The 26596-nt window shown below is 67.7% G+C and carries 16 protein-coding genes; 5 read left to right on the top strand and 11 right to left on the bottom strand.

Annotated elements, in window-relative coordinates; all coding sequences use genetic code 11:
• The first annotated feature begins 288 nt into the window (after positions 1 to 288).
• Positions 289 to 1191 (top strand): LysR family transcriptional regulator, encoded by a 903-nt coding sequence (locus ABE485_RS11055; RefSeq protein WP_346515343.1) that lies wholly within the window; start codon positions 289 to 291, stop codon positions 1189 to 1191.
• Positions 1192 to 1226: 35 nt separating this feature from the next.
• On the opposite strand, the gene ABE485_RS11050 is transcribed toward ABE485_RS11055, so the two are convergent.
• The 4 genes from ABE485_RS11050 to ABE485_RS11035 all read right to left on the bottom strand — a co-directional run bounded on the left by ABE485_RS11050 (position 1227) and on the right by ABE485_RS11035 (position 10478).
• On the bottom strand, positions 1227 to 2741 hold the full coding sequence (locus ABE485_RS11050) for an argininosuccinate lyase (protein ID WP_346515342.1): 1515 nt from the start codon (positions 2739 to 2741) through the stop codon (positions 1227 to 1229).
• A gap of 137 nt (positions 2742 to 2878) precedes the next feature.
• Positions 2879 to 5326 (bottom strand): autotransporter domain-containing protein, encoded by a 2448-nt coding sequence (locus tag ABE485_RS11045; protein ID WP_346515341.1) that lies wholly within the window; start codon positions 5324 to 5326, stop codon positions 2879 to 2881.
• A gap of 406 nt (positions 5327 to 5732) precedes the next feature.
• Positions 5733 to 8081: an autotransporter domain-containing protein gene (locus tag ABE485_RS11040; RefSeq protein ID WP_346515340.1), complete on the bottom strand. Its 2349-nt coding sequence runs from the start codon at positions 8079 to 8081 to the stop codon at positions 5733 to 5735.
• A 336-nt stretch (positions 8082 to 8417) separates the two neighbouring features.
• A complete protein-coding gene (locus ABE485_RS11035) occupies positions 8418 to 10478 on the bottom strand; it encodes a sensor histidine kinase (protein ID WP_346515339.1) in 2061 nt (686 codons plus the stop codon).
• Between the two features lie 77 nt (positions 10479 to 10555).
• Here ABE485_RS11035 and ABE485_RS11030 point away from each other — a divergent pair, with 77 nt between their 5' ends.
• A complete protein-coding gene (locus tag ABE485_RS11030) occupies positions 10556 to 11251 on the top strand; it encodes a response regulator transcription factor (protein ID WP_346515338.1) in 696 nt (231 codons plus the stop codon).
• Positions 11252 to 11260: 9 nt separating this feature from the next.
• Here the strand turns inward: ABE485_RS11030 and ABE485_RS11025 are convergent, their stop codons facing one another.
• Positions 11261 to 12337, bottom strand: coding sequence for a sensor histidine kinase (locus ABE485_RS11025; protein ID WP_346515337.1), 1077 nt, complete (start codon positions 12335 to 12337; stop codon positions 11261 to 11263).
• A gap of 122 nt (positions 12338 to 12459) precedes the next feature.
• Between ABE485_RS11025 and ABE485_RS11020 the strand changes: the two genes are divergently transcribed.
• The gene (locus ABE485_RS11020) at positions 12460 to 13140 is read left to right on the top strand and encodes a LytR/AlgR family response regulator transcription factor (protein WP_346515336.1); all 681 of its coding nucleotides are present in this window, start codon (positions 12460 to 12462) and stop codon (positions 13138 to 13140) included.
• Positions 13141 to 13157: 17 nt separating this feature from the next.
• Here the strand turns inward: ABE485_RS11020 and ABE485_RS11015 are convergent, their stop codons facing one another.
• Together ABE485_RS11015 and ABE485_RS11010 are read right to left on the bottom strand one after the other, a co-directional pair.
• Entirely contained in the window at positions 13158 to 19379 is a 6222-nt protein-coding gene (locus ABE485_RS11015; protein ID WP_346515335.1) for an autotransporter outer membrane beta-barrel domain-containing protein, read from the bottom strand.
• A gap of 2 nt (positions 19380 to 19381) precedes the next feature.
• The gene (locus ABE485_RS11010; RefSeq protein ID WP_346515334.1) at positions 19382 to 19693 is read right to left on the bottom strand and encodes a hypothetical protein; all 312 of its coding nucleotides are present in this window, start codon (positions 19691 to 19693) and stop codon (positions 19382 to 19384) included.
• Positions 19694 to 19901: 208 nt separating this feature from the next.
• Here ABE485_RS11010 and ABE485_RS11005 point away from each other — a divergent pair, with 208 nt between their 5' ends.
• Entirely contained in the window at positions 19902 to 21110 is a 1209-nt protein-coding gene (locus ABE485_RS11005; protein ID WP_346515333.1) for a benzoate/H(+) symporter BenE family transporter, read from the top strand.
• Here ABE485_RS11005 and ABE485_RS11000 read toward each other — a convergent pair.
• The 4 genes from ABE485_RS11000 to ABE485_RS10985 form a co-directional block, all read right to left on the bottom strand.
• The gene (locus ABE485_RS11000) at positions 21107 to 22606 is read right to left on the bottom strand and encodes a PLP-dependent aminotransferase family protein (protein WP_346515332.1); all 1500 of its coding nucleotides are present in this window, start codon (positions 22604 to 22606) and stop codon (positions 21107 to 21109) included. The genes ABE485_RS11005 and ABE485_RS11000 overlap by 4 nt on opposite strands.
• Positions 22607 to 22685: 79 nt before the next feature.
• On the bottom strand, positions 22686 to 23462 hold the full coding sequence (locus ABE485_RS10995) for an SDR family oxidoreductase (RefSeq protein ID WP_346515331.1): 777 nt from the start codon (positions 23460 to 23462) through the stop codon (positions 22686 to 22688).
• Positions 23463 to 23523: 61 nt separating this feature from the next.
• Positions 23524 to 24438, bottom strand: a complete 915-nt coding sequence (locus ABE485_RS10990) for a 3-keto-5-aminohexanoate cleavage protein (RefSeq protein ID WP_346515330.1) — start codon at positions 24436 to 24438, stop codon at positions 23524 to 23526.
• A gap of 10 nt (positions 24439 to 24448) precedes the next feature.
• Positions 24449 to 25666 (bottom strand): ABC transporter substrate-binding protein, encoded by a 1218-nt coding sequence (locus tag ABE485_RS10985; protein ID WP_346515347.1) that lies wholly within the window; start codon positions 25664 to 25666, stop codon positions 24449 to 24451.
• Positions 25667 to 25813: 147 nt separating this feature from the next.
• Between ABE485_RS10985 and ABE485_RS10980 the strand changes: the two genes are divergently transcribed.
• Positions 25814 to 26587, top strand: coding sequence for a Crp/Fnr family transcriptional regulator (locus tag ABE485_RS10980; protein ID WP_346515329.1), 774 nt, complete (start codon positions 25814 to 25816; stop codon positions 26585 to 26587).
• Positions 26588 to 26596 lie beyond the last annotated feature (9 nt).

Here is a 26596-nt window from a genome sequence, read left to right as displayed (position 1 = left end):
GGCTTCCCGACCCCCCGCGGCTCCAGCGCCCGGCCTTGGGGGGGGTTGGGGGGCCCCGCGGGGCTCCGCTTCCCCCCCCACGACAGGCAGGCGAGCAACGCAACAGGCATCCGGGAGGGCAAGGGGGTAGCGGTGGAGAGAGGCATGGTCTCGTCCTGCAAGAGGGAACAGGCCCTAGCGTATGCCTGGCACACACATGGCGGAAGACGCAGCATTTGCACTGAATACCTGCATGAAACGCCATGTCATGGCCTACCATCCGCGCCGCGCGCATGCTACGTTTGCCGCATGAATCCGCCCGACCTCAATCTGCTGATCACCCTGGACGCGCTGCTTGCGGAAGGCAGCGTGGCGCGCGCTGCCCGGCGTCTGCGACTTAGCCCGTCCGCCATGAGCCGCGCGCTGGCTCGCCTGCGCGAAACCACCGGAGACCCCTTGCTGGTGCGCGCCGGGCGCGGCCTTGTCCCCACGCCCCGGGCGCTGGAACTGCGCGACCGCGTCAGCGTGCTGCGACGGGAGGTGCAAGCCGTGCTGAGCCCGGCGCATGTCCTTGATCCTGCCCGCCTCGTGCGCACGTTCACGCTCCGGTCGAGCGACGGCTTCGCCGACACCTTCGGCCCCGCGCTGCTGGCCCGCATCGGCGAGCAAGCGCCCGGCGTGCGGCTGCGCTTCATTCAGAAAGCGGACAAAGACAGCGCCCCGCTGCGCGAAGGCGCGGTGGACCTGGAGACGGGTGTGGTGGGCGATTCCGCCAGCCCGGAGCTACGGACGCGCGCCCTGTTTCAAGACCGCTACATCGGCGCGATGCGCGCCGGCCATCCGCTGGGCAAGGCCAATGTCACGCTGGCGCGCTTTGTGGCAGGCCGCCACGCCCTGGTGTCGCGCCGCGGCCTGGACACAGGCCCCATCGACGACGCCCTGAAGCGGCTGGGACGCGAACGCGAGATCGCGACCATCGCCGGCGGCTTCTCGACCGCCCTGGCGCTGGCCAGGGGATCGGACCTGATCGCCACGGTGCCCGAACGGCACACCGGCGCCATGCGGGAGGGCATGCGCAGTTTCCCGCTGCCCTTCGCGATGCCGCCGTTCACGGTATCCATGATCTGGCACCCAAGAATGGACGGCGACACCGCCCATCGCTGGCTGCGAGGCTGTGTCATGCAGGCCTGTGGCAACCCTGCCGCCGAGTAGCCGGGGCTCTGCGCAGGCCCCGGCCCTGGCGAACCCTATTGCTTGGGCGCGCTGGCCACCAGCGCATCGAACTTCTTGTCCAGCTCCGCCAGCGAATCGCGGATGTGCGCCCGGCGCTCCTTGATCCACTTGTCCTGCGCGGCGAGCTGCTCGCGCGCCGCTTTGATCATGCGGTCCATTTCCTTGGGCTGCGGACCGCCGCTGGTGGCGCGGTTCTTCACGATGGCCACCGGGTCCAGCGTCGAGCGGAACTCGGCTTCGCTCATCGGCAGGTCGGTCCCGTACTTCGAACCCTTCATCGCGTCGGCATAGATGCGCCGCGCCTGGTCATACGGGAAGTCCAGCGGCTTGATGTTGTTGGACTTGGCGTACGACACGACCTCCGACGCGAAGTGGTGCCCCGCGCGGAACGGCAGCTTGTATTTATGCATCAGCACGTCGGCCAGTTCCTGCGACGCCGTCCAGTCGCTGTTCAGCTCTTCCAGCGCGCGTTCCGGGCTGATGACCATGGCCTTGAGCACGCGGTCCCAGCGCTTGAGCGCCGAGATGCCGCTGTCGACCATCGCCGAATTCTGCTTGACGTCCTTGGGGTCGCTCATGCCCGGCGTGATGTTGTGCGTCTGCAGGACGGGGCCCATGGCCAGCGTCACCGCCGTGGACGCGTCGCTGCGCGTGTCGTTGAGCAGGCCGGGATTGCGCTTCTGCGGCATGGCGCTGGACACGTAGGTGTTGCCGCCGCCTTCTTCCAGCAGGATCCACGGGCGCGACTGCGCGTACTGGGTCATCACGTCTTCGACGAAATTGCCGGTGCGCAGCGCGATGCTGGTCACGATGGATCCGACTTCCACCGGCTGGTCCATCGACGAGATCTGCGAAGCGTCGTAGGCGTTGTCCACCAGCGCCTCGAACCCCAGGTATTGCGCCATGCGCTTGCGGTCCAGCGGCCAGCTCGTGCCGTTCAGCACCGTGGTTCCCATGGGCGAGCGGTCGATGCGGACATAGGCTTCGCGGATGCGCTGGGCGTCGCGCGCCAGGCCCGCCGCCTGGCCCAGCAGATAGTGGCCATAGCTGTTGGGCTGCGCAGCCACCCCGTTCGTGTAGTTGGGCACAATGGTTCCGGCGTGCTTGGCCGCCAGCTCCACCAGCGTGGTCGACGTCGCGTTCAACTGGTCGGCCAGTTCCAGCAGCTTGTCGCGCAGGATGGCGCTGCGGTAGGTGGCGTGCATGTCCTGGCTGGAGCGGCCCGCGTGCAGCAGCGTGATGTCCTCGCCCGCGGCCTTGATCAGCAGGGGTTCGAAGGTAATGACGCTGGCCGGCCGCTTGGCGCCCGGCTGGTTGCCGTCGCTGATCACCTTGGCGACGCCGGCCGCCAGCCGGGGAGCCATGGACTTGTCCAGCAGGCCTTCGTCGGTGTTGATGACCGCCGTGGCCTTGTTCATTTCGCCGAGCCAGAAGAAGGGATCACGGGGCGGGGACTGCTGCGCGGTGGCGGCGTTCGCGGTCAGCGATAGCACCAGGGCGGCGCCCAGGGTGGGAAGAAACTGTCTCATGGCGTTCTCGTTATAGGGGTGGCCGGACAGTGTATCCACGCACCCCGCGCCGGGCCATCCTGTATTTCACGGATGCAGGCGCAAAAAAACCGGCCCCCGAGGAGGCCGGTCTTCTTCCTGCGGGGCAGGCGATGCGCTTAGAAGCGCCAGCTCACGTTCACGGTGCCGGTGTTCTGGCGGTTGCCGTCGCCGAACTGGCCGGAATAGGCCAGGCCGAGGGTGGCGTTCTTGCTCATCGCCAGGTCCACGCCCAGTTCCAGGACCGCCGCGTCGCGCGCCAGCGGGTTGCCGGCCACGGTGAAGGGCTGGCTGCCGTCGAACGACATCGTGGCTTCCGGATTGACGTCGCCGTAAGCGTGGCGCCATCCCAGCATGCCGCGCAGGCGGCCGGCCGTGTCCTTCACGTCGAACGTGGTCTGCGCACGCAGGCCCAGCGTCGTCGTGCCCACGTTGTTCGTGCTGCTCTTGCCGCTGAGCGCCGCGTCGCCGCCCGATTCCGAGAAACCGCGGGTGCGCAGGTCGCTGAAGTCCGCGCCGAAGAACGGTTCCAGCGTGATGCGGTCGGTCAGCGGGATCGCGTAGCCCACGTCGGTGAAGACCTGGCCGGTGCTGGCGCTGTAGTCGGCCTTGAGTTCCTGGCGCTCGCCCGCGGCGTTGATGTTGCGCTTGCTGTCGATGTCGTGCCAGGTGTAGGCCAGACCGGCGGTGAAGTTGATCTTGCCCGAGCCGGCCTCGAACGACTTGCCGCCGTACAGGATCGCGCTGTAGCTGTTCACGTCGGACTTCGCGGAACGATCGTCCACCGTGATGCGGCTGTCGGTGTAGCCGAACGCGCCGCCCAGGCGCCAGCCGTTGCCCACGCCGTGGTCGCCGCCGATGAAGATGCCGACGTCGCGTTCACGCGACTTGGCCACGTTGCCGTTGCCGTCCATGGAGCGCCAGTTGCCGAAGACCTGCGCCCACATCGGCTGCGCGGCCGAGCGCGGCAGCATGGACGCGTCGCCGCGGCCCACTTGCGCCGTCGGCGGGCCGGGGATGAAGCCGGCGTTCATGTTGGCGCGCAGTTGCGCCGTGGGCAGGCTGGCAACGTTGTTGCTGACGTTCTGCATCGCGGTCACGCTGCTGCCGAACGATTCGCCCGACAGGTCGGCGAACACGCCGGCCGGGGCGCCGTTGGGCAGGTTCATCACACGCGTGTACAGCGAGCTGGTCTTGGGCAGGGTTTGCACCGCGTTCGCCGCCGAACGCTGGTTGCTGGTCACGGCCAGGTCGGCGAATTCGATCGGACGGGTTTCGCCGCCAGTGTTGCCGGGGCTGGGCTTGGAATCCGGTTCGGTCGGCACTTGCTTCAGGTCTACCGTCAGCACCACGTCGTTGCCTTGATGGCTCAGGGTCGGCTGCAGATAGGCAAGGTTGCTGGACAGGCTGTCGAAGTGGCCGTTCAGATTGCCGGCGGACAGAATGGTGTAGCTGGTCGAGGGAGCATAAGTGCCGCCTTCACCCACGTGCACCACCGACCCCGCCAGATTCGCCGTGCCCGTGACGTTCACGCGATCGCTCTTGCCGTCAGGCGTGGCGTCGACCCGGTAGGTCGAGCCGGGGTTGAAGGTCAGGTCGCCGTTCACCGTCAAGGTGCCGATCTGCGGCGTGGTGGGGATAACCGCTACCATCGCGACCGGAGCCAGGCTTGCGCTCGCCATCATCACGTGGCCCGTCGACACCGCGGTGCCCGGCGACAGCGTCGCGCCCGATTCCAGCGTGGTCATGCCGACGTTGCCGGTGCCGGCCAGGGTGCCCTTGACCGTCAGCAGGCCGTTCAACTTCGTTCCGGAAAGCGTCAGCGTCTTGCCCTCGGCGACGTTCACGGCGCCGACCGTGATGGTGCCTTGGGGGGTGAAGTCGGTGTTGACGTTCAGCGTGCTGATGCCGCCGGAACTGGCCATGAGCCGGCTGTGCTGATTGTCGTCCCCGGTGATGGCGCCATAGACGGTGCCGCCGTCAAGGTTCAGCGTGGAAGTGCCAAGCAGGACATCGCCGAAAATCGTGCCGCTGTTGACGACCGTCATCGACAGGTTGGCGCCAGCGACGTCCACGGCAACGCCATCCATCTTGGACATGATGGTGCCATTGTTGACGATGCCGCCGTTCACCGTACCGCTGGAAACCACGATGCCGGCGTCGATGTTGCCGTTATTGACGATCTTGCCGACGACCGTGCTCGACGAGACCACTTCGATGCCAACGCCAGCGCTGTAGTCGCCCGTGATCCGGTATTCGTTGATGATGTCGCCAGTAACCGTGGCGCCATCCGAAAGGCTGATGCCAAAGGTTTTGCCAGTGAGCTGCCGGGTGGGCTGATTGATGATCGAACCGAAAATGGTCGACGTTTGCACCTTGATGCCGCCATACGGGCTCCAGGACCCTGCCGGCCACATCAGACCGTCATTGATGATGTTGCCATTGACCGTCGAATTGCCCACCACGTTGATAGAGGTATATCCCCCGATGTTTACGATGTCGCCGGGCTCCGATCCGTTGTGCAGGATGTAGTCGAGGCTCTGCGCGAAGGCAGTCGACGTGGCCAAGGGCGAAAAACTCAGGCTGAGCAAAACGGCAATGCGGGTAAGCGGAAAGCGGCGAGACATTTTGTATTGACCATGTAAATTTCGTTTCTGAAATGTACCGATCATTGCAATGCCAAACCTGAGCAAATCTGAGCGGTTTGTAAGATTTCCGACTTCGCGCTGTCAATTTCCGCACAATTCCCGCCAAAACCTATCTTTTACATCTATTTCCAGCAATTCTTGACTTCCCTTGGCCGGAAACAAAAAGACGCTTTTGCGCAACAATCACCCGCCGCCCGTGCGCGAGCTCTCTTAACCCCCTCCCTCCCCGGGAGACGTCGCTGCGCGTATCGTCGAACACGTCCGGACGTAAAAAAGGCCGGCCCCTACGGAGGCCGGCCTTCTTCCCGCGACGGGAGGGAAACGCTTAGAAGCGCCAGCTCACGTTCACGGTGCCGGTGTTCTGGCGGTTGCCGTCGCCGAACTGGCCCGAGTAGGCCAGGCCGAGGGTGGCGTTCTTGCTCATCGCCAGGTCCACGCCCAGTTCCAGGACCGCCGCGTCGCGCGCCAGCGGGTTGCCGGCCACGGTGAAGGGCTGGCTGCCGTCGAACGACATCGTGGCTTCCGGATTGACGTCGCCGTAAGCGTGGCGCCATCCCAGCATGCCGCGCACGCGGCCGGCGGTGTCCTTCACGTCGAACGTGGTCTGCGCGCGCAGGCCCAGCGTGGTCGTGCCCACATTGTTGGTGCTGCGCTTGCCGCTGAGCGCCGCGTCGCCGCCCGATTCCGAGAAACCGCGGGTGCGCAGGTCGCTGAAGTCCGCGCCGAAGAACGGTTCCAGCGTGACGCGGTCGGTCAGCGCAAACGCGTAGCCCACGTCGGTGAAGATCTGGCCGGTGCTGGCGCTGTAGTCGGCCTTGAGTTCCTGGCGCTCGCCCGCCGCGTTGATGTTGCGCTTGCTGTCGATGTCGTGCCAGGTGTAGGCCAGGCCGGCGGTGAAGTTGATCTTGCCCGAGCCGGCCTCGAACGACTTGCCGCCATACAGGATCGCGCTGTAGCTGTTCACATCGGACTTCGCGGAACGGTCATCCACCGTGATGCGGCTGTCGGTGTAGCCGAATGCGCCGCCCAGACGCCAGCCGTTGCCCACGCCGTGGTCGCCGCCGATAAAGATGCCGACGTCGCGCTCACGGGACTTGGCGACGTTGTCGTTGCCGTCCATGGAGCGCCAGTTGCCGAAGACCTGCGCCCACATCGGCTGCGCGGCCGAACGCGGCAGCATGGAGGCGTCGCCGCGGCCCACTTGCGCCGTGGGCGGGCCGGGGATAAAGCCGGCGTTCATGTTGGCGCGCAGTTGCGCGGTGGGCAGGCTGGCGACGTTGTTGCTGACGTTCTGCATCGCGGTCACGCTGCTGCCGAACGATTCGCCCGACAGATCGGCGAACACGCCAGCCGGGGCGCCGTTGGGCAGGTTGAGGACACGCGTGTATAGCGAGCTGGTCTTGGGCAGGGTCTGCACCGCGTTCGCCGCCGAACGCTGGTTGCCGGTCACGGCCAGGTCGGCGAACTCGATGGGGCGGGTCGCGCCGCCGGTGTTGTCCGTGGTGCCGGAATTGCCCGTGCTGCCGCCATTGTTGATGGGCTTGGAATCCGGTTCGATCGCCACCTGCTTCATGTCGACCGTCAGCACCACGCTATTGCCCTCTTGACTCAGCTTCGGTTGCAGATAGGCCAGGTCGCTCGACAGGCTGTCGAAATGGCCGTTCAGGCCGCCGTCCGCGGTCAGGATGGTGTAGCTGGTCGAGGCGGCGTACGAACCACCCGAGCCGATGTGCAGGACCGAACCCGCCAGATTGGCCGCGCCCATGGCATGCACGAAGTCGCTCTTGCCGTCGTGCGTGGCGTCGACGCGATAGGTCGAAGCAGAATCGAAGGTAAGGTCGCCGTTGATCGTCAAGGAGCCGACCGGCGTCTTGTTGGTGCCGGGCGACAGCGTCGAGCCCGCCAGCATCGTCGTCGGGCCCACGTCGCCGGAACCGGCCAGGGTGCCTTCGATCGACATCAGGCCCTTCACCTCGTACTTGGCCAGGGTGAGCGTCTTGTTCGCTGCGACGTTCAACTGGTTGACGGTGATCTTGGCGGTCGGCGCGAAGTCCGTGTTGACGTTCAGGATGCCGCTGCTGCCCGTAATGGCCCCCGTGATGGTGCCGCCGTTCAGATTCAGGGTCGACTCCCCCAGTTTCACGCCGCCCGCAATCGTGCCGGTATTGGTGATGACCAGCGGATACGTCGCGTTTCCGACATCCACCGCCACGTCGTCGATCTTGGGTTCGATGGTGCCGGTGTTCAGAATGCCACCCATCACCGAACCGCCGTCCACCACGATGCCGGCCTGGAGCGTGCCCGTGTTGACGATGCGGCCAGACACCACACCGCCGCCGGTGATTTGCACGCCCACGCCGGTTCCATAGCTGCCCGTGATACGGCCATCGTTCACGATGTCCTCGGTTACCCAGGCGTTGCTGAGGACACGGATGCCATAGTCTCCGGTCAGTTGGCTGCCGACCTGATTCACGATCGAGCCGTGCATCGTCGCGGAGTCCACCAGGATGCCTGCGCCGCCGGTGGACGATTTCCACAACGTGGCGGCGTTGATAACGTGACCGACCCGCATGGCGCCGTTGATGAGGCTGATTGACGAGTAGGCACCGGTGTTTTCGATGTTGCCGGCTATCGGCAAGTGGTGGTCGAGGATGCCATCTTGAACATAGTCCACACCGATTGCGAACGCTGAAGGCGTGGCCAGGGGCGAAAAACTCAGACTCAACAACAGGGCAATGCGGGTAAGCGGAAAGCGGCGAGACATTTTGTATTGTCCATGTAAATTTCGTTTCCGAAATGTACCGATCATTGTATCGTCAAACCTGAGCAAATCTGAGAGATTTGTAAGCCAGCACCAGAAAGGCGGACAAATACCAAAAGAAGCAGGATTTAAAGCGCTAAATTCCAGAAATTGAACGCGATCATCGAAAAGCAAGCAAGAAACAAATAGATGCTTTAACGCAACAATTGCCTTCCCAGAGATGTAAATCCCTACTCCAGCTTATCGCGCTCAGGCCGCGCGCCGGTGCGGCAGACTCAAGTTGAAGCACACCGGCTCATCCCCGCCTGCGGACGTCAGCGACACCGCCCCGCCAAGGCGCTCGGCAATCGAACTGACCAGATACAGGCCCAGGCCCGCCCCCGGATGGCGCAGCGCATTCTGTCCCCGATAATATTTCTGGAAAAGCCGCTCTTGTTCGGCCGGCACGATGTGACTGCCCGGGTTGGAGACGGCAATGAGCAGGAGCGCGCCTTCCGCGCGAACGTCCACGCGCACCGTCCCGCCATCGGCGCAATGCCGGTCCGCGTTGGCCAGCAGATTACGCAGTGCGATGCGCAGCATGCCCGCATCGCAGTCCAGGACATGCCTGTCCGGATCGGCCGGCTGGTAGTGGCACTGGACCCGACCAGGCGGATATTCGCCGGCCAGATCCGCCAGCAACGCTGGCAGATCGCATTGGGACAGGCGCAGCGCGGCCCGCGGTTCGCGCATGCGGTCATCGGTCAGGTATTCGTCCACCAGCGCCAGCAGCCGCGTCGCTGCGTTGCGGATGTTGGCGCAGCGCGCCAGGCTTTTCTCAAGCGGGGCAGCCAGATTGCGGCCAAGCTGCTGGGCCGACGTGGTGATGATCGCCAGCGGGGTGCGGAATTCGTGCGACACCATGGCCACGAAGTCGCGCTGTTCCTCGAAGACCCGACGCTCCTTGTCCAGCGACGTGCGCAGCTCGCCTTCCAGTTCCACGCGGCGCTCGATCTCGCTCTGCATTTCGGCCGTGCGCAACGCGACCTCGCGCTCCAGCCAATGGCTGTGCTGGCGCGCCAGGTCCGCCGCCAGATTGGCCTGCTGCAGTTCGCGGATGCGCCGCTGCCGCTCATAGCGCCCGACGATGAACAAGCTCAAAAGCAGCATGTGCAGCATCGTGCCCAGGGTGGACACGTACTCCGTGAAGGCATTGACCGGCAGGACGCCCAGGTTGCGCAGGAACGCGATCAGCACGCTCAGGTAGAACACCCCGAACGCCAGCGCGAAAAAGCGCGCGGGACGCCAGCCCCGCTTGAGCAGATACGCCCCCAGCACTGAAAAGCCGACGATCACCAACAGGGCCAGCGCCTGGACGGGCTGCATGCCCTGGCCGTAGCGCCCCGACACGACCAGCAGCCCGCAGACGATGGCGATGCCCCAGAACAGGCGCTCGAGCCAACGCACCGCCCGCGGATACAGCGCCGCCAGGTTCAGCTGGCGGAACGCGATACGCAGCGCGATGGGCAGGCTGATGCAGATGCCGACACCCAGCAGCCGGTCGCTCCACGCCACCGGCAGGCCCGTCAACTGCTGCACCAGCCCCAGCGACAGCACTTCGTTGAAGACGCAGTTGCCGATATAGGCCAGGAACAGCCCGCTCATCGGCGCCCGGGTGACCAGCCAGAAGGCGGCGTGCGCGCAGATCAGCAGCAGATAGAAGCCGAAGTACAGCCCGAACAGCAGCCCTTCGCGGCGCGACTGGTTGTCGAACGCCAATCGCTGCCAGACCTCCAGGCGCGTCGCCAGCGCATTCTTGCTCTGCAGGCGCACCAGGATGACGTACGCCCCCGGCTGCGGCGGATTGAACTGGATCACGGGGCTGCGGTAGTCCACCGGCCAGTCCCTGCGCGCCACGTCCTCGCCGCTGCGCCCCAGCAGCGTCCAGCCGGGCACGGCGCCCACCTCCCTGCTCACATACACCCGTACGTCGTCCAGCAGCGAATTGCTCAGGCGCAGCATCCAGCCGCCCTGCGGGATCTGGTCCACCTGCACCGGCAGCCGCAGCCAGACCGTGGCGGGCGTGAAGCCCGCGCTCAGGTTCGAGGGCAGCGCCATCCACCCGCTGGCGTTCGCCGCGCCAGCGGCGTCGAGCGAGCCGTCCGGATCGTTCAGGCGTTCCAGATGGCCCCCGGCGTCCTCGACGCGATCGCGGCCATCAAGACGCAACGGCTCGGCGCGCGCCTGTCCGGCCACCGCCAATACGCCAGCAAGCACACACGCCAGCAGCGCCAGCCACATGTTTGCCGTGGGGTAATATTTCCGTTTCATCCGTCGCATCAAGCCGCATTTCCCGTGCAACCCGGCAGATTACACCAGCCCCTCCGGCAGCATCGCGCAGGCATCCCATGCCTGAAGTGATCCTCCTCGAAGACGAACCCGTGCTGCGCCAGGAACTTGGCGAGTTTCTCGAAGAGCTGGGCTACGCCCCCGTGTGCGTATCCAGCCTGCAGGAGTTCGACCAGCGCTTCGACCCCGACCGCCATCACCTGGCCGTCATCGACATCGGCCTGCCCGACGGCTGCGGCCTGGACCTGATCCAGCGCCTGCGCCGCGACGGCCAGAAGGCGGGCATCGTCGTGTTCAGCGCGCGCCAGACCGGCGCCGACCGGATACAAGGCCTGGGCATGGGCGCCGACCACTACCTGGGCAAGGGCTGCGACCTGGACGAACTGGCCGCCACGCTGGCCGCGCTGGTGCGGCGCCTGGAGCTGCCGCAACCCGGCGCGAGTCCGGCGCCGAGCTGGCTGCTGGACATGGGCCCGCGCCGCCTGCATATTCCCGGCTCGCAAGCCATGCCGCTGTCGCAGCAGGACCTGACGGTGCTGCATTGCCTCATGAGCCAGCCCGGCGAAAACATCAGCCGCAGGCAGATCATCGAGGCCCTGGGCGCCGACTACCTGGACTACGACCAGCGCCGCCTGGACACGCAGATGCGCCGCCTGCGCCGCCGGGTGGAAGACCTGAGCGGACAGACGCTGCCCGTGAAGACGCTGCGCAGCAGCGGCTATTGCTTCTACCAGCCGGCGCAGGTCCGGGGCTGACAGGCTGCGCTACAGCGGCGCGGGCTCGCCCCGCAGCCGGATCTCGGCCACGGTAAGGTCGCCGCGCTGATCCAGCGAGAACTCATACCGGTCCGGATATCGCAACGCCAGGCGGCGGCAAAGATTGCCCAGGCCCCCGCCGCTTTCCACCAGATCGAAGGGCGCCTGCAGTTCGCCGGGATTGGTCACCTCGATAAGCAGCGCGTCGCCCTGCAGCCGGGTGCGGATGTGGATCACGAATCGCTCATGCTCGGATCGCATGCCGTGCTTGATCGCGTTTTCGGCCAGCCCCTGCAGCGTCATGTGCGGAATGTTGATCTTCAGGGTGGCCGGGTCGATCTGGCAGCGGCAATCCAGCTTTCTGTCAAAGCGCAGGGCCTGGATGCGGATATAGGCCTGCGCCGCTTCGATGTCTTCCTCTAGGCGGCACAGCCCCCGCCCGCGCCGGTCCAGCGAATAGCGCAGGTAGTCGGCCAGGCGGCGCGTCATCTCCTCCGCGACGTCGGGCCGGTCCCCGATCTCCGCGACGATGGTATTGAGCGAATTGAAGAGGAAATGAGGCTCCACCTGCCATTGCAGATGTTCCAGTTCCAGCTTCAGCGAACGGGTCTCGGCCTTCATTTTGTGCAGGCGTTCCGTGCGTGCCGCCAGTTCCGCCGACACGCCGAAGTAGATCAGCGTCCAGATGGACAGGATGCCCATGTAGTAGATGAAGCCCAGCCAGTACTGATTGCCGGGGATCTCGCGAATGCCGGACAGGAACAGATGATTGATGGCGTACGCGATCGAGGCCAGCAGGGCCGAGGCGCCCACGCACAACACGACCGAGCCCGCCAGCACCAGGACCGGCTCGCGGGGCCTGGCCGGCAGGCGTCCGTGCATCATGGCGGCCGCGCTGGTCAGGACGAAAGCCAGGGGCTCCAGCGCCAGCGTGAGCCAGAACGCCGCGACGGCATTGCCGAACACCGCCAGCCGGATGAAGTAGCCCACGAACGCCAGGAAAATCCAGCCCACCACCTGGGCGCGCCAGAAGCCGGGCGCGGATTCGCCCTGGCTGAGTTCCCGCCCGATCGATGTCGAAATCATGGATGCGCCATCCCAAGATGCCATGCCCTGGCGCCCGGCTTTCCGGACGCGGCGTATGGCCGTATATTTACCCGCGGACTGGACCGAAAGAATACACTCGCCAACCTTCCTACAAAGGCCCCATGCTGCGCGTGCTGATCATCGACGACGAAGCGCCGGCGCGGCGCTATCTGCGCCGCCTGCTCGAAGCCGCCCCCGCCGTTGACGTCGCGGGCGAGGCGTCCTCCGTCGAGCAGGCGCGCAGGCTGATCCGGGACCACAACCCGGACGCCATCTTCCTGGACATAGAACTGGCTTGCGGCACGGGCTTCGATCTTCTCGAAGGCCAGGACTGCGCGGCCTCCGTCGTGTTCGTCACCGCGCATGACGGCTACGCCGCGCGCGCCTTCGATGTCGAGGCCGTCGACTACCTGCTCAAGCCGGTCTCGCCGGAACGCCTTGCCCAGGCGCTCGCGCGGCTGCGGCCCAACACCAATGGCTACCTGTCCATGCGGACCCGGACGGGCACGCGCCTCATGAAAGTCCAGGAGCTGACCCTCGTGCAGGCCCAGGGCGACTACGTGCGCCTGTGCAGCGCCGCCCACGCGAACGAGCTGATGCACATCACGCTCAAGCGCCTGGCGGAACAACTGCCCTGCCCGCCCTTTTGCGCCTTGTCCCGCTCGGTCATCATCAATCTCGAACACGTGTCCCAGCTCGAGCAGCGGCCCGGCGCGCAAACCGAGGTCCTGTTCAACAACGGCGTCGAACCCATCACGCTGGGCCGCGTGGCGTCGCTGCGCCTGCGGCGCGCGCTGGCCTAGACGCGCCACGCCGGCGTTCAGAACGGCACCGAAACCTTCAGCGCCGCGCTGTTGCTGCGCACGTGCTGCGAGAACTGGCCTTCGTACTGCAGGCGGAAATCCACGGCGCCCGCCTTCATGACCTGCAGGCCCGCGCCGATCCTGCCCACGACATCGTCGATGGGAAGCGAGGTGTCGAACGAGCCCGTGCCCGCGGGCGCGCCGCGCAGCCGCGCGCTCGAGGCCCAGTCGTTCTGCGACAGGAAGGACGCGCCCGCGTACAGGAAGGGACGCAGCATCGCGCCGTTGCCCAGTTCCGCGCGGCCGCCGACTTCGATCATGGGCGACACGCCCATGATGAACTTGTCGCTGCTGTCCACCGACAAGGCCAGCGGATTGGACCCCGATTCCGTATAGCCCGGCATGCGGCTGTAGCTGAAGTCCAGGTCCACGTACGGCTTGACGTACAGCGTGCTGTAGGCAAACGTCCGGGCGGCGCGCAGCCGCGCATTGAAGCCGTAGACGTCGGGCCGGCTGGAGACGCTTTCCTGGTAGCCCGCGATGTCGATGTTGCGGTCCATGCTGTAGCCGCCGTAGCCGCCGCCCAGCGCGGCCGAGAACACCCATTGGCCTTCCTCGCGCTTGAGCACGATGCCCGCATAGCCGCTGTCTCCGGTGCCGCGGACGCTGCCGTCGCTCGCGCGCACGCGGCTGTTCTCATAGGCCATGGCGCCGCCAAGGAACCAGCCCGGGCTCACCTGGCGCTGCCCGCCAAACTGGTAGGTGACCGTGTCGTAATCGAAGCCCGACGTGCCGCGGCTGCCGTCCTGGCGGGTGCTGCGTCCGCTCACCTGCCCCCAGAAGCAATTCTGCTCGCCCGTCATCGCGTCGGCGCCGCCGAACGCGGGGCAGGACATCATGGCGCTGGTGAACTGGCCCAGGTTCGCCGCCGACTGCACCGCCGGCGCCAGGGTCACGCCCGGCGACAGGTTGGCGACGCTGTCGCGGTAGGCGCCGGCGCCCTGGCGCGAGGCCAGGTCCAACTGCGCGAAAAGCGGCGCCAGCGCGGAGTTTCCGCCCATGTCCCAGATGCGCTGCAGATGGCCCGCGACCTCGGTCTGGTTCGACTTCAGCGCCATGGACGGCGCATTGAAATCCGCCGACTCGACGCGGATGCGCGTGTCCTGCCCGGCCTGGCGCGTTTCATAGTTGAAGACCGGGCTGTCCACGGCCGTCAGCGCGCCCCGCACGTTGCCCTGCACGCTCAGCACGGCCAGTTCGCGACCGGGCAGCAGGGCCTGCGGCAGTACGTCCATGCCGCCCGCCAGACTGGCGTCGCCCTCGACGACCATGCGCGAGGACCGCAGCGCATCGAAGTCCACGTCGGCGCGCAGCACGCCGCTGCGCGACTGCGTCAGGTCGCCGCTGACAGTCAGCGTCTGGAACTGGCCGGGCCTGCCGATCACGATCAGCCCGTCGTTGCGGACATCGGCGTTGTAGGCGACGGCGTCGGTGGCCAGCGCGCCTGCGTGGTTGTTCAGTGTGCAGGCGCTGCCGCCGTCGGCATTGCTGCACAGGACGCTGCCCGCAAGCGTGCCGTAGTTGTCGATGTTCAGCACGTTGCCCAACGAGGCGCTTCCCAGTCCGTCGTAGCGCACCGCCACGCCCGACAAGGCGCCCAGCGAGCCCCCCTTATTCACGGTGAGCCGGTTTTCCTTGCCCGCTGCGATCCACACCCCGCTGCCCGATCCCGATCCGCCCTGCACCTGACCGTTGATCGTGACGATGGCCGGGCCCTCGTAGTAGCTGCCGCTGTTGCTCTGCGCGAAGATGCCGGCCGATCCCGCGCCCGTGGCCTGCAGCGTGCCCCATTGCTTGACCACCACGGCGCTGCTGGTGCCGCCGGCGCCGATGGCGCCCGCAAACCCGCCCTGCGGCCCGCCGGCCAGCCCTCCGCCCCCGCCGATCGACTGCGCGACGATGCCGTGCGCGTTGTCGCCGCGGGTTGTCAGGTTGCCGTTGAAAGAGACGCTGACCATCTCGCCCGACCCGCCGTCGGAATCGGGCGTGATCGACTGCCTGGCAAATCCCTGCCGATTGAACTGAATGGCCTGGGACACGTCGCCCACGATGCCGCCGCCCCCGCCGATGGACTGTGCGACGATGCCGTGCGCCCCGTCGCCGCTCGTCGTCACGGTGCCGCTGAGGTCCAGCGTGACATTCCATCCCGAGGGGCCGAAGCTGTCGGTCCGCTGGCTGCCCAGCTGGATTGCGCCCATGCCGCCTGCGCCGCCCGAGGTCGCGATGCCGCCGCCTCCGCCAATGGACTGCACGACGACGCCCATCGCCCGGTCGCCATAGGTGCTCAGATTCAGGCCGGTGGATACGTTGATGATGCCGCCGCTGCCGCTGCCCGTGGTGTTGCCCGCCGACATGCTGAACTGCTGGCTGCCGGGATTGGCTGCCGCGCCGGTGCTGCCGGCCATGGCGATGCCGCCACCGCCTCCGATCGACTGCACGACCATGCCGTAGGCGTTGTCGCCCTGGGTGACGATGTTGGCCCAGCTTCCGCTGGCGATGGTCACGGAACCGCCGTCGCCGTTCGTGCCGCCCAGCGTGATCTGGCCGCGCGCGCGGGGCGAGCCGGAACCGGCCATGCCGCCGCCGCCGCCGATCGACTGCACCACAATGCCCGCCGCGCCGTAGCCCGCGGTATTGAAGCTGTTGCCGCCGTCGTCGTTCAGCCAGGCCGTAATGTCGCCGCCCGCGCCGCCATTGCCCCCGCGTCCGCCCACCGCCAGCGTCACGTTGGACGTGGACACGCTGGACGACACCGTGGACGCGCCGCCCGCGCCGCCGCCGCCGCCGATGGACTGCAGGACGGCGGCATCGGCGTAGTCGCCGTAAGTCTGGGTGGAGGCGCCCAGCACGGCCGGCGCGCTGGCGCTGCCGATGGCCCCGCCGGCGCCGCCCGCCCCGCCGCTGCCGCCGACGTAGACATCGAATTTGTAGGTGGTGCCGGCGTCATCCACCGGCGACAGCGCGGACGTCGAGCCGCTGTCGCCGCCCACCGCGCCGCCCAGTCCGCCCGAGCCGCCGATGCTCTGCGCGAGCAGGCCGTCGGCATCGGCGCCGTAGGTGACGATCTTGCCGTCGCTGCTCAGGGCGAGCGCGCCGCCGTTGCCGCCCGCGCCCCCGCCGCGGCCGACCTGGACGGAACCCTCCAGATCGGTGCTGTCGTCTTCTTCCGACGCCTGCACCTGCAGGCCGACCTGCCCGCCCTGCGACGCGCCGCCCCCGCCCCCGATGGACTGCACCAGCGCGGCGCGCGCGCCGTCTCCGCGCGTGGTCACCGAGCTGGCCGCGTCAATGGACAGGCTGGCGGTGCCGCCGTCGCCGCCCGAACTCCCGGCGCCGCCCAGCGCGATCGTGATCGACACGTTGGCGTCCATGTTCGCGCTGCGCCCCGTGGCCGAGCCCACGCCGCCCGCGCCGCCGCCCCCGCCCACGCTCTGCACCAGGATGGCGTTGGCCGAATCGCCCGATGTGGCGATGCTGCTGCCCTTCATGACGAACGACGCCGCGTCGCCCGTGTTGCCCGCGCCGCCGCTGCCGCCCAGCGCCGACTGCAGAGACCCGCCGACGGATTCGCCGGTGCCGATCACGGTCGACGTGGCGGACGCGCTGCCGCCCACGCCGCCGCCCCCGCCGATGGATTGCACGATCACGCCCTGCGCGTTCGCGCCCTGCGTATCGATGACGGCATTGCTCAGCGTGGCCGAGGCCGTGGAGCCGGCGCCGCCCGCGCCGCCCGTGCCCCCCATGGCGAAGCTGACCGCCACGCCGAACGACGCCGACTCATCGGGCACGGCCACGGTCATCGCCTTGGCCACCGACGCGCCGCCGGCTCCGCCGCCGCCGCCCACCGATTGCACGATCACGCCATGCGCGTCGCTCGCCCCCGTCGTCACGGTGGCGTTGGACACGTTGGCTGCCGCCGTGCCGCCCGCGCCGCCGTCGCCGCCGGTGCCGCCCACGGCGACCGCCATGGAAAAGCCCGGACCCGCGTCATAGGCGGACGCGGCGCCGCCCGTGCCCCCGCCGCCGCCGATGGCCTGCGACACGATGCCGTAGGCATGGTCGCCATTGGTCTGGAGCAACAAGCCGTCCAGGCTGGCCATCGCGTAGCCCCCCGCGCCGCCGCCCCCCGCCGTGCCGCCGATGACCGCCACGCCGTTGGCGCCGCCGCCGTCGCCGCCGCCTCCGCCGATGGACTGCGCCAGGATGCCGATAGAGTCCGATCCGTAGGTGCTCAGGTTGCCGTTCTGGCTGACGCTCACCGTGCCGCCGGCCACCGCGCTGCCGCCGCCGCCCCCCAACGCCACCAGGCCCGCGCTGGGCCCCGCCGTTCCGCCGCCGCCGCCGATGGCCTGCGCAACGATCCCATGCGACGAGGCGCCGTAGGTCGTGATGGTGGACAGGCTGTCGATCTCGACCGTGCCGCTGGCCCCGCCGTTGCCGGCATCGGACCCGGCGTTGCCGAACATCTCGAAATTGCCCGACGTGGCGCCGCCAATGCCGCCCATCGACTGGGCCAGCATGCCGATCGAGTAATCACCCTGGGTCGTGATCGTGCCGCCGCTAACCGCGGCCAGGGGGTCGCCCGTCGTGATCTGCACCAGGCCGCCGGCGCCGCCAACGCCGGCGTTTTCGCCCTTGAAATCGATCAGGCCGCTGCTCTGGTTCACCCCGCCGCCCGTGCCTCCGTAGCTGCGCGCGGCAATGCCGTGCGACTGCAGGCCGTTGGTGGAAACGGTGCCGGCGTTCACCACGGCCTGGACGCTGCCGCCGTCGCCGCCATTGCCGCCATTGCTCTTGTCGTAGCCGACGCCGCCATTGCCGCCCTGGCTGATCACGCTGACCCCGGGCAGGTAATTGCCGCTGGTGGTCAGCGACGAGCCGTAGTTCAGGACGACGGCGGCCAAGGCAGTGCTGGTGCCGCCCGCGCCGCCGATTTCGCCGCTGGTGTTGGTCATGGTGAGCGGACCGGCGCCGCCGTCTCCACCCTGCCCGACCACTACGATGCCGCCGGACAGCGATGCCGCGGACGTCGGCGCCTGCACGGAATTGCTGGAGACCGATATCTGCCCGAAATTGACCGCGCCCACATAGCCGAACCCGCCGCCGGCCCCGCCGTTGTCGCTGCCATCGTTCGAAGCGTAGCCGGCGCCGCCCTGGCTGGTGGCGTATAGTCCGCGCACGCCGCCGGTCAGGGGATTGCTGGTCGACCCACCGGGGGCATCGACGGAGACCTGCACTGTCCCGCTGTTGACGGCCATTGTTACGCCGGTGGGCGTTGCGCCGCCGCCGACCCCGCCCAGGCCGTTTTCCCGACCGCCCGCGCCGCCGATGGATTCCGCCCCGACGCCCCAGGCGTAGCGGCCCGCGTTGCTGGACGACACGGTGACCGAACCGTTGTTGGTCACATAGACGATGTCGCTGTTGCCGCCATTGCCCCCGACCTGATCGCCGGTCGGATCGTCCATCTGGTTGCCGCCCGAGCCGCCGATGCTGGCCCCGTAGATGCCGACGCCGCCGTAGGGAAGCTGCTGCACCAGGACATCGCCGTTGTTGGCGATGTTGACCTGCGACCCGTTGCCGCCCCCGCCGCCGTTGCCGCCCCCGATGACCGTGTCGGGCGGCGTGCCGCCGGTGCCGCCCACCGACGCGCCATAGATGCCGAACTGCGCGCTGGCGTCGTCCCAGATGCCCGGCGCGGCGCCTTGCGCGGTTTCCGTGGGCGAACCGTTGGATTCCACCGATTGGTTGTTCGTGATGGTGATCAGCCCGCCCCAGCCGCCGAGGGTGCCGGTGTTGTCGCCGTCGGGCGATCCCGCGCCGCCCTGCAAGCGCACGAAGAGCGCCGCCTGCTGGGGATTGGGGCCCAGATAACCGTTGTTGACCACGATGTAGTTGCCGCCATAGCCGCCCGAGCCTGTGCCGCTGCCTGCGGGGCCGGTGTAGTCGATGGTCAGGTTGCCGCCATCCGAGGCGCCGACGGTGCACGTGGTGGCGGCAGTCGACGAGGTCGGCGGCGGGCAGTTGACATCGGCCACGGCGGCCTGCGCGAACAGGAGTCCGGCGGCGGTCGCCGACAGGGACGAAATCCGGCCCAGTTGCGGGCCGGTGGCGCGCAGGCCCTGCCCAAGCAAGTTCGCGACGCCCTTGCGGGCCGGCGCGGAGGCGGTCAGCTTCTTCATCTCTAATCCTTTGCGGGCCGACGGGTCGGCGACATCGAAGACGTATCGATTTTTATCGGCACGGCAAAGGGAGACTGCTTTTTTTCGACGAAACGTCGTTTTGACTCGGCAAAACGCGCTTGCGCGACTAGTGAGACATCAAATGTTCTATTTTTTATACAAATAAAGTAACAAAATAATCCTGACGCTCCGCCTCGAGGACGGCGGCCCGGCGCCGGCAGCAACCCGAAATCGCACTGCGGTTGCAGGTGGCGGTCCCAGCGCTCGCCCTTGCGTGCCCGCGCATTCAGGAAGAACGGCTGCCGCCCCGTCATGGAGCGGCTCCCTAACGGCAGACATCCAGACCGGCAAGACCGACGCCAGCCGCTACGCCCTGCGCAACACTGCCACCGCAGACCGCCCGAAAGTGGTCTGCCGCAGCTTGAAAATGCGGCCTGAAACGCCATGCCGCCTTGATCTAGACTCCTGCCTTGGCCCCGGCCCGCGCATTGGCCGGTCCCTTTCCCAAGCGTGGAGTGATTCATGAACACATCGCCGGCAGCCCTGCGCCCCGCCGATTTTCTCCTGCCGACCGTCGCGGCGCTCATCTCGGTGCTGGTCAACTACGGCGGCACCTTCGTGCTGGTGTTCCAGGCCGCTGAACTGGCGCGTCTGACGCCCGCCCAGACCGCCTCGTGGGTGTGGGCGGTGTCGGTCGGCGTGGGCGTCACGGGCGCGTGGCTGAGCTGGCGCTACAAGGCGCCGATCATCACGGCCTGGTCCACCCCGGGGGCCGCCTTTCTCGCCACCGTGATGCCGTTCACGCCTTACGGCGAGGTCATCGGCGCCTACCTCGTTTCCGCGCTGGGTTTCGTCGCGCTGGGCTTGTCCGGCGCCTTCGAAAAACTGGTCCGCATGATCCCCGGCGGCATCGCCGCGGGCCTGCTGGCCGGCATCCTGCTGCAGTTCGGCGTCGGCGCGTTCGGCGGCGCCAGCGCCGATCCGCTGCTGGTCATCATGCTGGTGGTGTCCTATGCGCTGCTTAAGCGGTTCACGTCCCGCTTCGCCGTGGTCGGCATCCTGGCCATCGGCCTGGCGCTGCTGATCGCGCAGGACCAAATCGACTTCTCGGCCGTACGTCTCAGCCTGGCCGCGCCCGTGTTCGAGATGCCCCGGTTTTCCCTGAATGCCCTGCTTGGCGTTGCGCTGCCGCTGTTCGTCATCACGCTAACCGGCCAGTACATGCCCGGCATGCTGGTGCTGCGCAATGACGGCTACAAGACCAGCGCCAGCCCGATCCTGGTCGCCACCGGCCTGGGGTCGCTGGTCATGGCCCCGTTCGGCGCGCATGCGTTCAACGTGGCGGCGATCACCGCGGCCATCTGCACCGGCAAGGACGCGCACGAAGACCCGCGCAAGCGCTACCTCGCGGGCCTGGCCTGCGGATGCTTCTACATCCTGGTGGGGACCTTCGGCGTCACGCTGGCCGCGCTGTTCATGGTGCTGCCCAAGGCGTTCATCACCACGCTCGCCGGGCTGGCCCTGCTGGGCGCCATCGGCGGCAGCCTCGCCAACGCAATGGCCGACGCGCGCACCCGCGAGACGGCGCTGATCACCTTCCTGGCGACCGCCGCGAACATCACCCTGCTTGGGGTGGGCGGGGCGTTCTGGGGGCTGGTCGCCGGCCTGACGGCGCACCTGCTGATCCACGGCGGCCACCGCACGCTGATCGGCGGCGCGCTCAAGCCCTAAGGCCGCTTCAGGGCATTGCGCAGCTGCAGCACCGCGGCTTCGATCTCGTGCCCGGCCAGGGCCGCGTAGCCCAGCAGCCAGCCCTGCACGCCGTCCTGGCCGGCGTACAGCCGGCTGAGACCGGGCAACGCCAGCCCGGCCGCCGCCGCCCGTCGGATGGTGTTTTCTTCCGACCATCCCGGCTCCAGCAGGCAGGGAATCTGAAGCCCGCCCGGCGGCCGGACCGCGACCGCGATGCCGGCAAGATGGCTGGCCACCGCATCCAGCAGGGTCTGCCTGCGCGACGCGTACAGCTTTCGCATGGCGCGGACGTGGGCGTTGTAGTGCCCGTCTTCCATGAAACGCGCCAGCGTCAGTTGCAGCGCCTGCGGCGTATGGCCGTCCATAATGCTGCGCGCGCGGGCGAATGCGTCGACCAGCGCCTGCGGCAAGGCCATGTACCCGATCCTGAGTCCCGGATAGAGGGTCTTGCTGAATGTGCCGATATACAAGGTCCGGTCGTGACCGTCCACGCCCTGCACGCAGGCGGTCGGCAGTCCGTCGTAATGGAATTCGCTGTCGTAGTCGTCTTCGATGATCCAGCCGCCCTTCTGGTCCGCCCAGCGCGTCAATTCCAGCCTGCGCGCCAGCGACAGGGTGGCGCCGGTGGGATACTGGTGCGACGGCGTCACGTAGACGCAGTTGGCGCCGCTGCGATCCGCCCGCAGCAGGTCCGTGCGTATGCCCTGTGCGTCCACGTCGATCGGCACCACCTGCGCCTGTGCGGCCTCGAACGCCTTCCTGGCGCCAAAGTAGCCGGGGTTCTCCATCAGGATGGGGCCGCCGGCGTCCACCAGCAACTGCGCGCACAGGAACAGCGCCTGGCGGGTGCTGCTCAGCACCAGGATCTGGCCGGCCGACACCCGAGCGCCGCGCTCCAGGTTCAAGTAGGCGGCAATCGCCCTGCGCAGCGGCTCCGTGCCCTGCGGATCGCCGTGCAGCAGCACATGGCCGCGATGGTCCTTCATCACCTGGCGCTGCAGGCGTTCCCAGATGTCCGTCGGAAAGGTTCGCGTCTCGGGCAGCCCCGTAGCGAACGCCCTGACCGCCTGCTGGTCGGCCACGCCGCCGCTGTCGTGGACCCCGCGGCCGCGCCGGCTCAGGCCCGGGTCCGCCGCCACGGCCGCGCGGGCCGCGTGCTGCGACCTTGCACGCCTGCGCCGCGCCCCCAGCAACTCGGCGCCCACCGTCTCGGACACGTAGCTGCCCGAGCCTTCGCGCCGCACAATGTAGCCGTCGCGATGCAGCTGGACATAGGCATTCTCGACGGTGTCGCGCGCCACGCCCAGCGAAGCTGCCAGGCCCCGTGTCGCCGGCAGCTTCATGCCGGGGCCCAGCGCGCCGTCCAGGATCAGCGCGCGCAACGCGCGCTGAATGCGCTGGTGCAGGTCCAGCGGCTGGAACTCGGCATCGCCCATCCGCATCTTCAGCGTGTCGAGTTGGAATGTGGTTGCCATGCGGTCTGCCTGAGGTATCGGAACTGCCCACATCGGGCAGTCCATATTACCCGGGCGCCGCGCGCCTGCCACGCAGCCCTCAGCCCAGATACTCCACGTTCCCGCACACCGAGATGCTCTGCCCGCTGATCATGGCGCCCTCGTCCGAGCACAGGAAGGCGACCTGGTTGGCCACATCCTCGGGGCTGGTCATGCGGCGCAGCGACACCTTTTCCACCAGCTGCTCGCGCATCTCGTCGTTGCTGACGCCGCCTGCCGCCGCCCGGGCGGCGATGATGCGCTCGACCCGATCGCCCGAGACAACGCCCGGCAGCACCGAATTGACGCGGATGTTCGACGGCCCCAGTTCCATCGCCCAGGTCTGCGTCAGGCCGGCCAGCCCGAACTTGCTGGCGCTGTAGGGTGTGCGCAGGGAAAAGCCCAGGCGTCCCGCGACGGAAGAAATATTGACGATGGATCCGCCGCCGGCGGCCCGCAGCAGCGGCGCCGCGCTGCGCGCGCACAGGAACGTGCCGGTCAGGTTGACGTCCAGCGTGTTCTGCCAGGCGTCCAGCGTCGTGTCCTCGAGGCGGCTGGTCGGGCCGGATACGCCCGCATTGTTGACCAGCACGTCCAGCGCGCCCCAGCGCCCGGCCAGCGCGGCGAACATTGCCAGCACCTGCGGCTCGTCCGACACGTCCGTCAGGCTGGCACTCAGGGCGGGCAGGCTTTCCCGCGCCGCCCGGAGCGCCTGTTCGTCCACGTCGCAGACATGCACGTCCGCGCCCGAGTCCAGGAACTTGCGCGCGATCGCAAGCCCGATGCCCTGCGCGCCCGCCGTGACCAGGACGCGCGCGCCCTTCAATGATTCGATCATGTCCTTCCCCGATGGATGGATTGCGCCGGCGCGGCCCGCGCCGCGCCGGCCGGGTGATGCATCAAAGCGCGAACTCGGGGCGAATGCCGCTCTTGAGCGGCAGGCCCATGATCTCGCGCGCTTCGGCAGGCGTGGCGGGCTCCATGTCCAGTTCACGGATGATGCGCACGATGCGCTCGGTCAGCTGCACGTTGGTGGCCAGCTCGCCGTGCCGGTAGTACAGGTTGTCTTCCAGCCCGACCCGCGCGTGGCCGCCCAGCAGCAGCGCGCTGATATTGGCCTCGAGCTGCGACGGCCCGATGCCGCTGACGCAGAAGACGCTGTTGCGCGGCAGCAGGTCCACCATCATCTGCAGGTGCCGCGGCGAGAACGGCATGGCGTTCTGGAAGTTGCGGTGCACGTTCATCACCAGGTTGATGAAATGCGGCCCCTCGTCCAGGTCCTCGTTGATGAGCGTCGTCACGTCCTGCAGGATGTGCGTGGGACTGAAGACCTCCCACTCGGGCTTGATGCCGCGCGCCTTCATGCCCGCCGCCAGTTCGCGCCCCTTGCTGAGCGGCGTGTTCATCAGGTATTCGCGGTCGCCGAAGGCCAGGTTCAGCGTGGTGGCGTCCAGGGTGCACATCTCGGCGCCGGCATCCATGCCCTTCAGGCGCTCTTGCCAGAGAATCTCCCAGGTGCCCGGCGACGTCTCCGCGACCATGTCGCCGTGCACGCCGCCCCCCGTCGAGTTGTTCAGGACGATGTCGCAGCGCTCGCGGATCAGCTGGTTCATCCGGCGATAGACCGAGGCGTCGCAGGTGGCCAGATCGTCCGGACGCCGCGCGTGCAGGGCCACCACGCTGGCGCCCGCGTTGTAGCAGCGGTAGACGTCTTCGGCGATCTCCGCGGGCTGCGTGGGCAGGTGCGGGTTCTGGCTTTTCAGCGCCATGCCCCCGGTCGGGGCGATGGTCACGATCACTTTGCGTTTGGCCATGAGGGCTCTCCTAGGATTTCCAGAGCGCGCAGCGGCTCTCGGACTGCTTCGTGAAGGCCTCGTTGCCATCGATGGCCTGCAGCACCGTGAAGTAGTCCCAGGGCTCCTTGGACTGTTCCGGCGACTTCACCTGCAGCAGGTACATGTCGTGCACCACGCGGCCGTCCGGGCGGACGACGCCGTCCCTGATGTACATGTCGTTCAGCTTGTTGCCGCGCAGATAGGCGAGCACCTTGTCGGCGTCGTCCGTGCCCGTGGCCTTGACCGCGCGCAGGTACTGCAGCGCCGCCGAATAGTCCGCCGCCTGCAGCGACGAAGGCATGGCCTGCCGTCGTTCGAAGAACTTGCGGGCCCAGGCGCGGGTGTCGTCCGACGCGTTCCAGTACCAGCTGTCGGTCAGGTACATGCCCTGCGCCGCCGGCAGCCCCATGGCGTGGATGTCGTTGATGAACATGATCATGCCGGCCAGCTTCATGGTCTTCGTGATGCCGAATTCATTGGCGGCCTTGATCGAATTCGTGGCGTCCGCGCCGGCGTTCGCCAGGGCCAGGATCTCGGCCTTGCTGCCCTGCGCCTGCAGCAGGAACGACGAGAAGTCGCTGGCGGCCAGCGGATGCTTCACCGAGCCCACGACCGTGCCGCCTCCCGTCTTGACGACGGTGGTCGTGTCGGCCTGAAGCGCGTGGCCGAACGCATAGTCGGCCGTCAGGAAATACCAGCTCTTGCCGCCCGCCTTGACCACGGCGGCGCCCGTGCCGCGGGCCTGCGCGACGGTGTCGTAGGCGTAGTTCAGGGTGTAGGGCGTGCATTGCTCGTTGGTCAGCGCCGGGGCGCCCGCGCCCACCACGATGATCGGCTTCTTCTTGTCGGCGGCCACCTTGGACATCGCCAGCGCGGTGCTGGAATTGGTGCCCCCGATCAGCATGTCCAGGCCGCGCTGGTCGAACCATTCGCGGGCCTTGGCCGAAGCCACATCCGCCTTGTTCTGGTGGTCGGCGGTCAGCAGTTCGATCTTCTTGCCGTTGATCTCGCCGCCCATCTCCTCGATCGCCATCTTGATGGCCTCCGCGCCGCCGGGGCCATCCGGTCCCGAGTACACGCCGGACATGTCGGTGATGAAGCCGATGCGGATGACATCGTCCGAAACCTGCGCCTGGGCGGCGGTGGCGTGCAGGAGCGTCATAGTCATACCGCAGGCGATCGCGGTGGCGGACATCATGCGTGGCATTGACAACATACCGGTCTCCTCTTATGGTTTTTGGCCCGAAGGGCGTCAATCATTCTGCGGCCCGGCCGCCCCTCGGACAGTCATCATGTTGACAAAGGCGCCTAGGGTTTACCTGGGCGGCATTCCGTAACCAGACAGGGGACGACCATGCGGGGACAGCCTGCCCTGGCGGGCAACGACGCGTCATGCGCGAGCCGGCGGCTCGCGCACTGCCCCGTGGACCGCATGCTGGACGTGGTGCCCTGGTACAAGGGCCTGCCGGAACTGGAGCGCAGCGTGGTCCGCTCGGAATTGCGCACGGTACAGCTTGCCGCCGGCGAATACCTGTTCCGCGCCGGCGCGCGCTCGCCCGGCTGGTATGGCGTGGTGGAAGGCCTGGTGAAGTGGTCGTCGCCCGGCACCGACGGCCGGACGCTGTCGCTGGCGGGATTCAGCACCGGAAGCTGGTTCGGCGAGGCCACCATGATCCGCCGCGAGCGCTTCGAATACGAAGTCGTGGCCCTGCGGCCCAGCCGCGTCGTGATCCTGCCCCGCGACACCTGCGAACGGCTGTGGAACAACAACATCGAATTCACCAAGGCGCTGATGACGCACCTGGCGCAGCGGGTGAACTGGCTGATGGGCTGCTACACCGGCAACGTGCTGCTCGACGTCGACACCACGGTGGCGCGCGCCGTCGCGGCGCAACTGGACGCCGAGGTCCACTCGGGCACCCAGGGACGCCTGAAGATCTCGCAAGAGGAAATCGCCAGCCTGTGCGGCGTGTCGCGCCAGCGCTGCAACGCCGCCCTGACCAAGCTGGCCCGCGCCGGGGTGCTGCAAACGCACTACGGCGGATTGACGGTGCTGGACCAGGATGCGCTGTACCGGTTTGCGAAAATCAGCATCGAGCCCACGGCGCAGCCCCGTTCCTGGCGCTAGTTCGGCATA

This window comes from Achromobacter spanius, from assembly GCF_039673305.1.
GTDB classification, from domain to species: domain Bacteria; phylum Pseudomonadota; class Gammaproteobacteria; order Burkholderiales; family Burkholderiaceae_B; genus Achromobacter; species Achromobacter spanius_F.
This window is presented reverse-complemented; position numbering and strand designations above follow the sequence as displayed.

Bases quoted from the DNA above. Each gene is read 5' to 3' on its own strand.
- ABE485_RS11055 (WP_346515343.1), top strand. From the start codon at position 289: ATGAATCCGCCCGACCTCAATCTGCTGATCACCCTGGACGCGCTGCTT.
- ABE485_RS11050 (WP_346515342.1), bottom strand. From the start codon at position 2,741: ATGAGACAGTTTCTTCCCACCCTGGGCGCCGCCCTGGTGCTATCGCTG.
- ABE485_RS11035 (WP_346515339.1), bottom strand. From the start codon at position 10,478: ATGAAACGGAAATATTACCCCACGGCAAACATGTGGCTGGCGCTGCTG.
- ABE485_RS11030 (WP_346515338.1), top strand. From the start codon at position 10,556: ATGCCTGAAGTGATCCTCCTCGAAGACGAACCCGTGCTGCGCCAGGAA.
- ABE485_RS11025 (WP_346515337.1), bottom strand. From the start codon at position 12,337: ATGATTTCGACATCGATCGGGCGGGAACTCAGCCAGGGCGAATCCGCG.
- ABE485_RS11020 (WP_346515336.1), top strand. From the start codon at position 12,460: ATGCTGCGCGTGCTGATCATCGACGACGAAGCGCCGGCGCGGCGCTAT.
- ABE485_RS11015 (WP_346515335.1), bottom strand. From the start codon at position 19,379: ATGAAGAAGCTGACCGCCTCCGCGCCGGCCCGCAAGGGCGTCGCGAAC.
- ABE485_RS11010 (WP_346515334.1), bottom strand. From the start codon at position 19,693: ATGACGGGGCGGCAGCCGTTCTTCCTGAATGCGCGGGCACGCAAGGGC.
- ABE485_RS11005 (WP_346515333.1), top strand. From the start codon at position 19,902: ATGAACACATCGCCGGCAGCCCTGCGCCCCGCCGATTTTCTCCTGCCG.
- ABE485_RS11000 (WP_346515332.1), bottom strand. From the start codon at position 22,606: ATGGCAACCACATTCCAACTCGACACGCTGAAGATGCGGATGGGCGAT.
- ABE485_RS10995 (WP_346515331.1), bottom strand. From the start codon at position 23,462: ATGATCGAATCATTGAAGGGCGCGCGCGTCCTGGTCACGGCGGGCGCG.
- ABE485_RS10990 (WP_346515330.1), bottom strand. From the start codon at position 24,438: ATGGCCAAACGCAAAGTGATCGTGACCATCGCCCCGACCGGGGGCATG.
- ABE485_RS10985 (WP_346515347.1), bottom strand. From the start codon at position 25,666: ATGCCACGCATGATGTCCGCCACCGCGATCGCCTGCGGTATGACTATG.
- ABE485_RS10980 (WP_346515329.1), top strand. From the start codon at position 25,814: ATGCGGGGACAGCCTGCCCTGGCGGGCAACGACGCGTCATGCGCGAGC.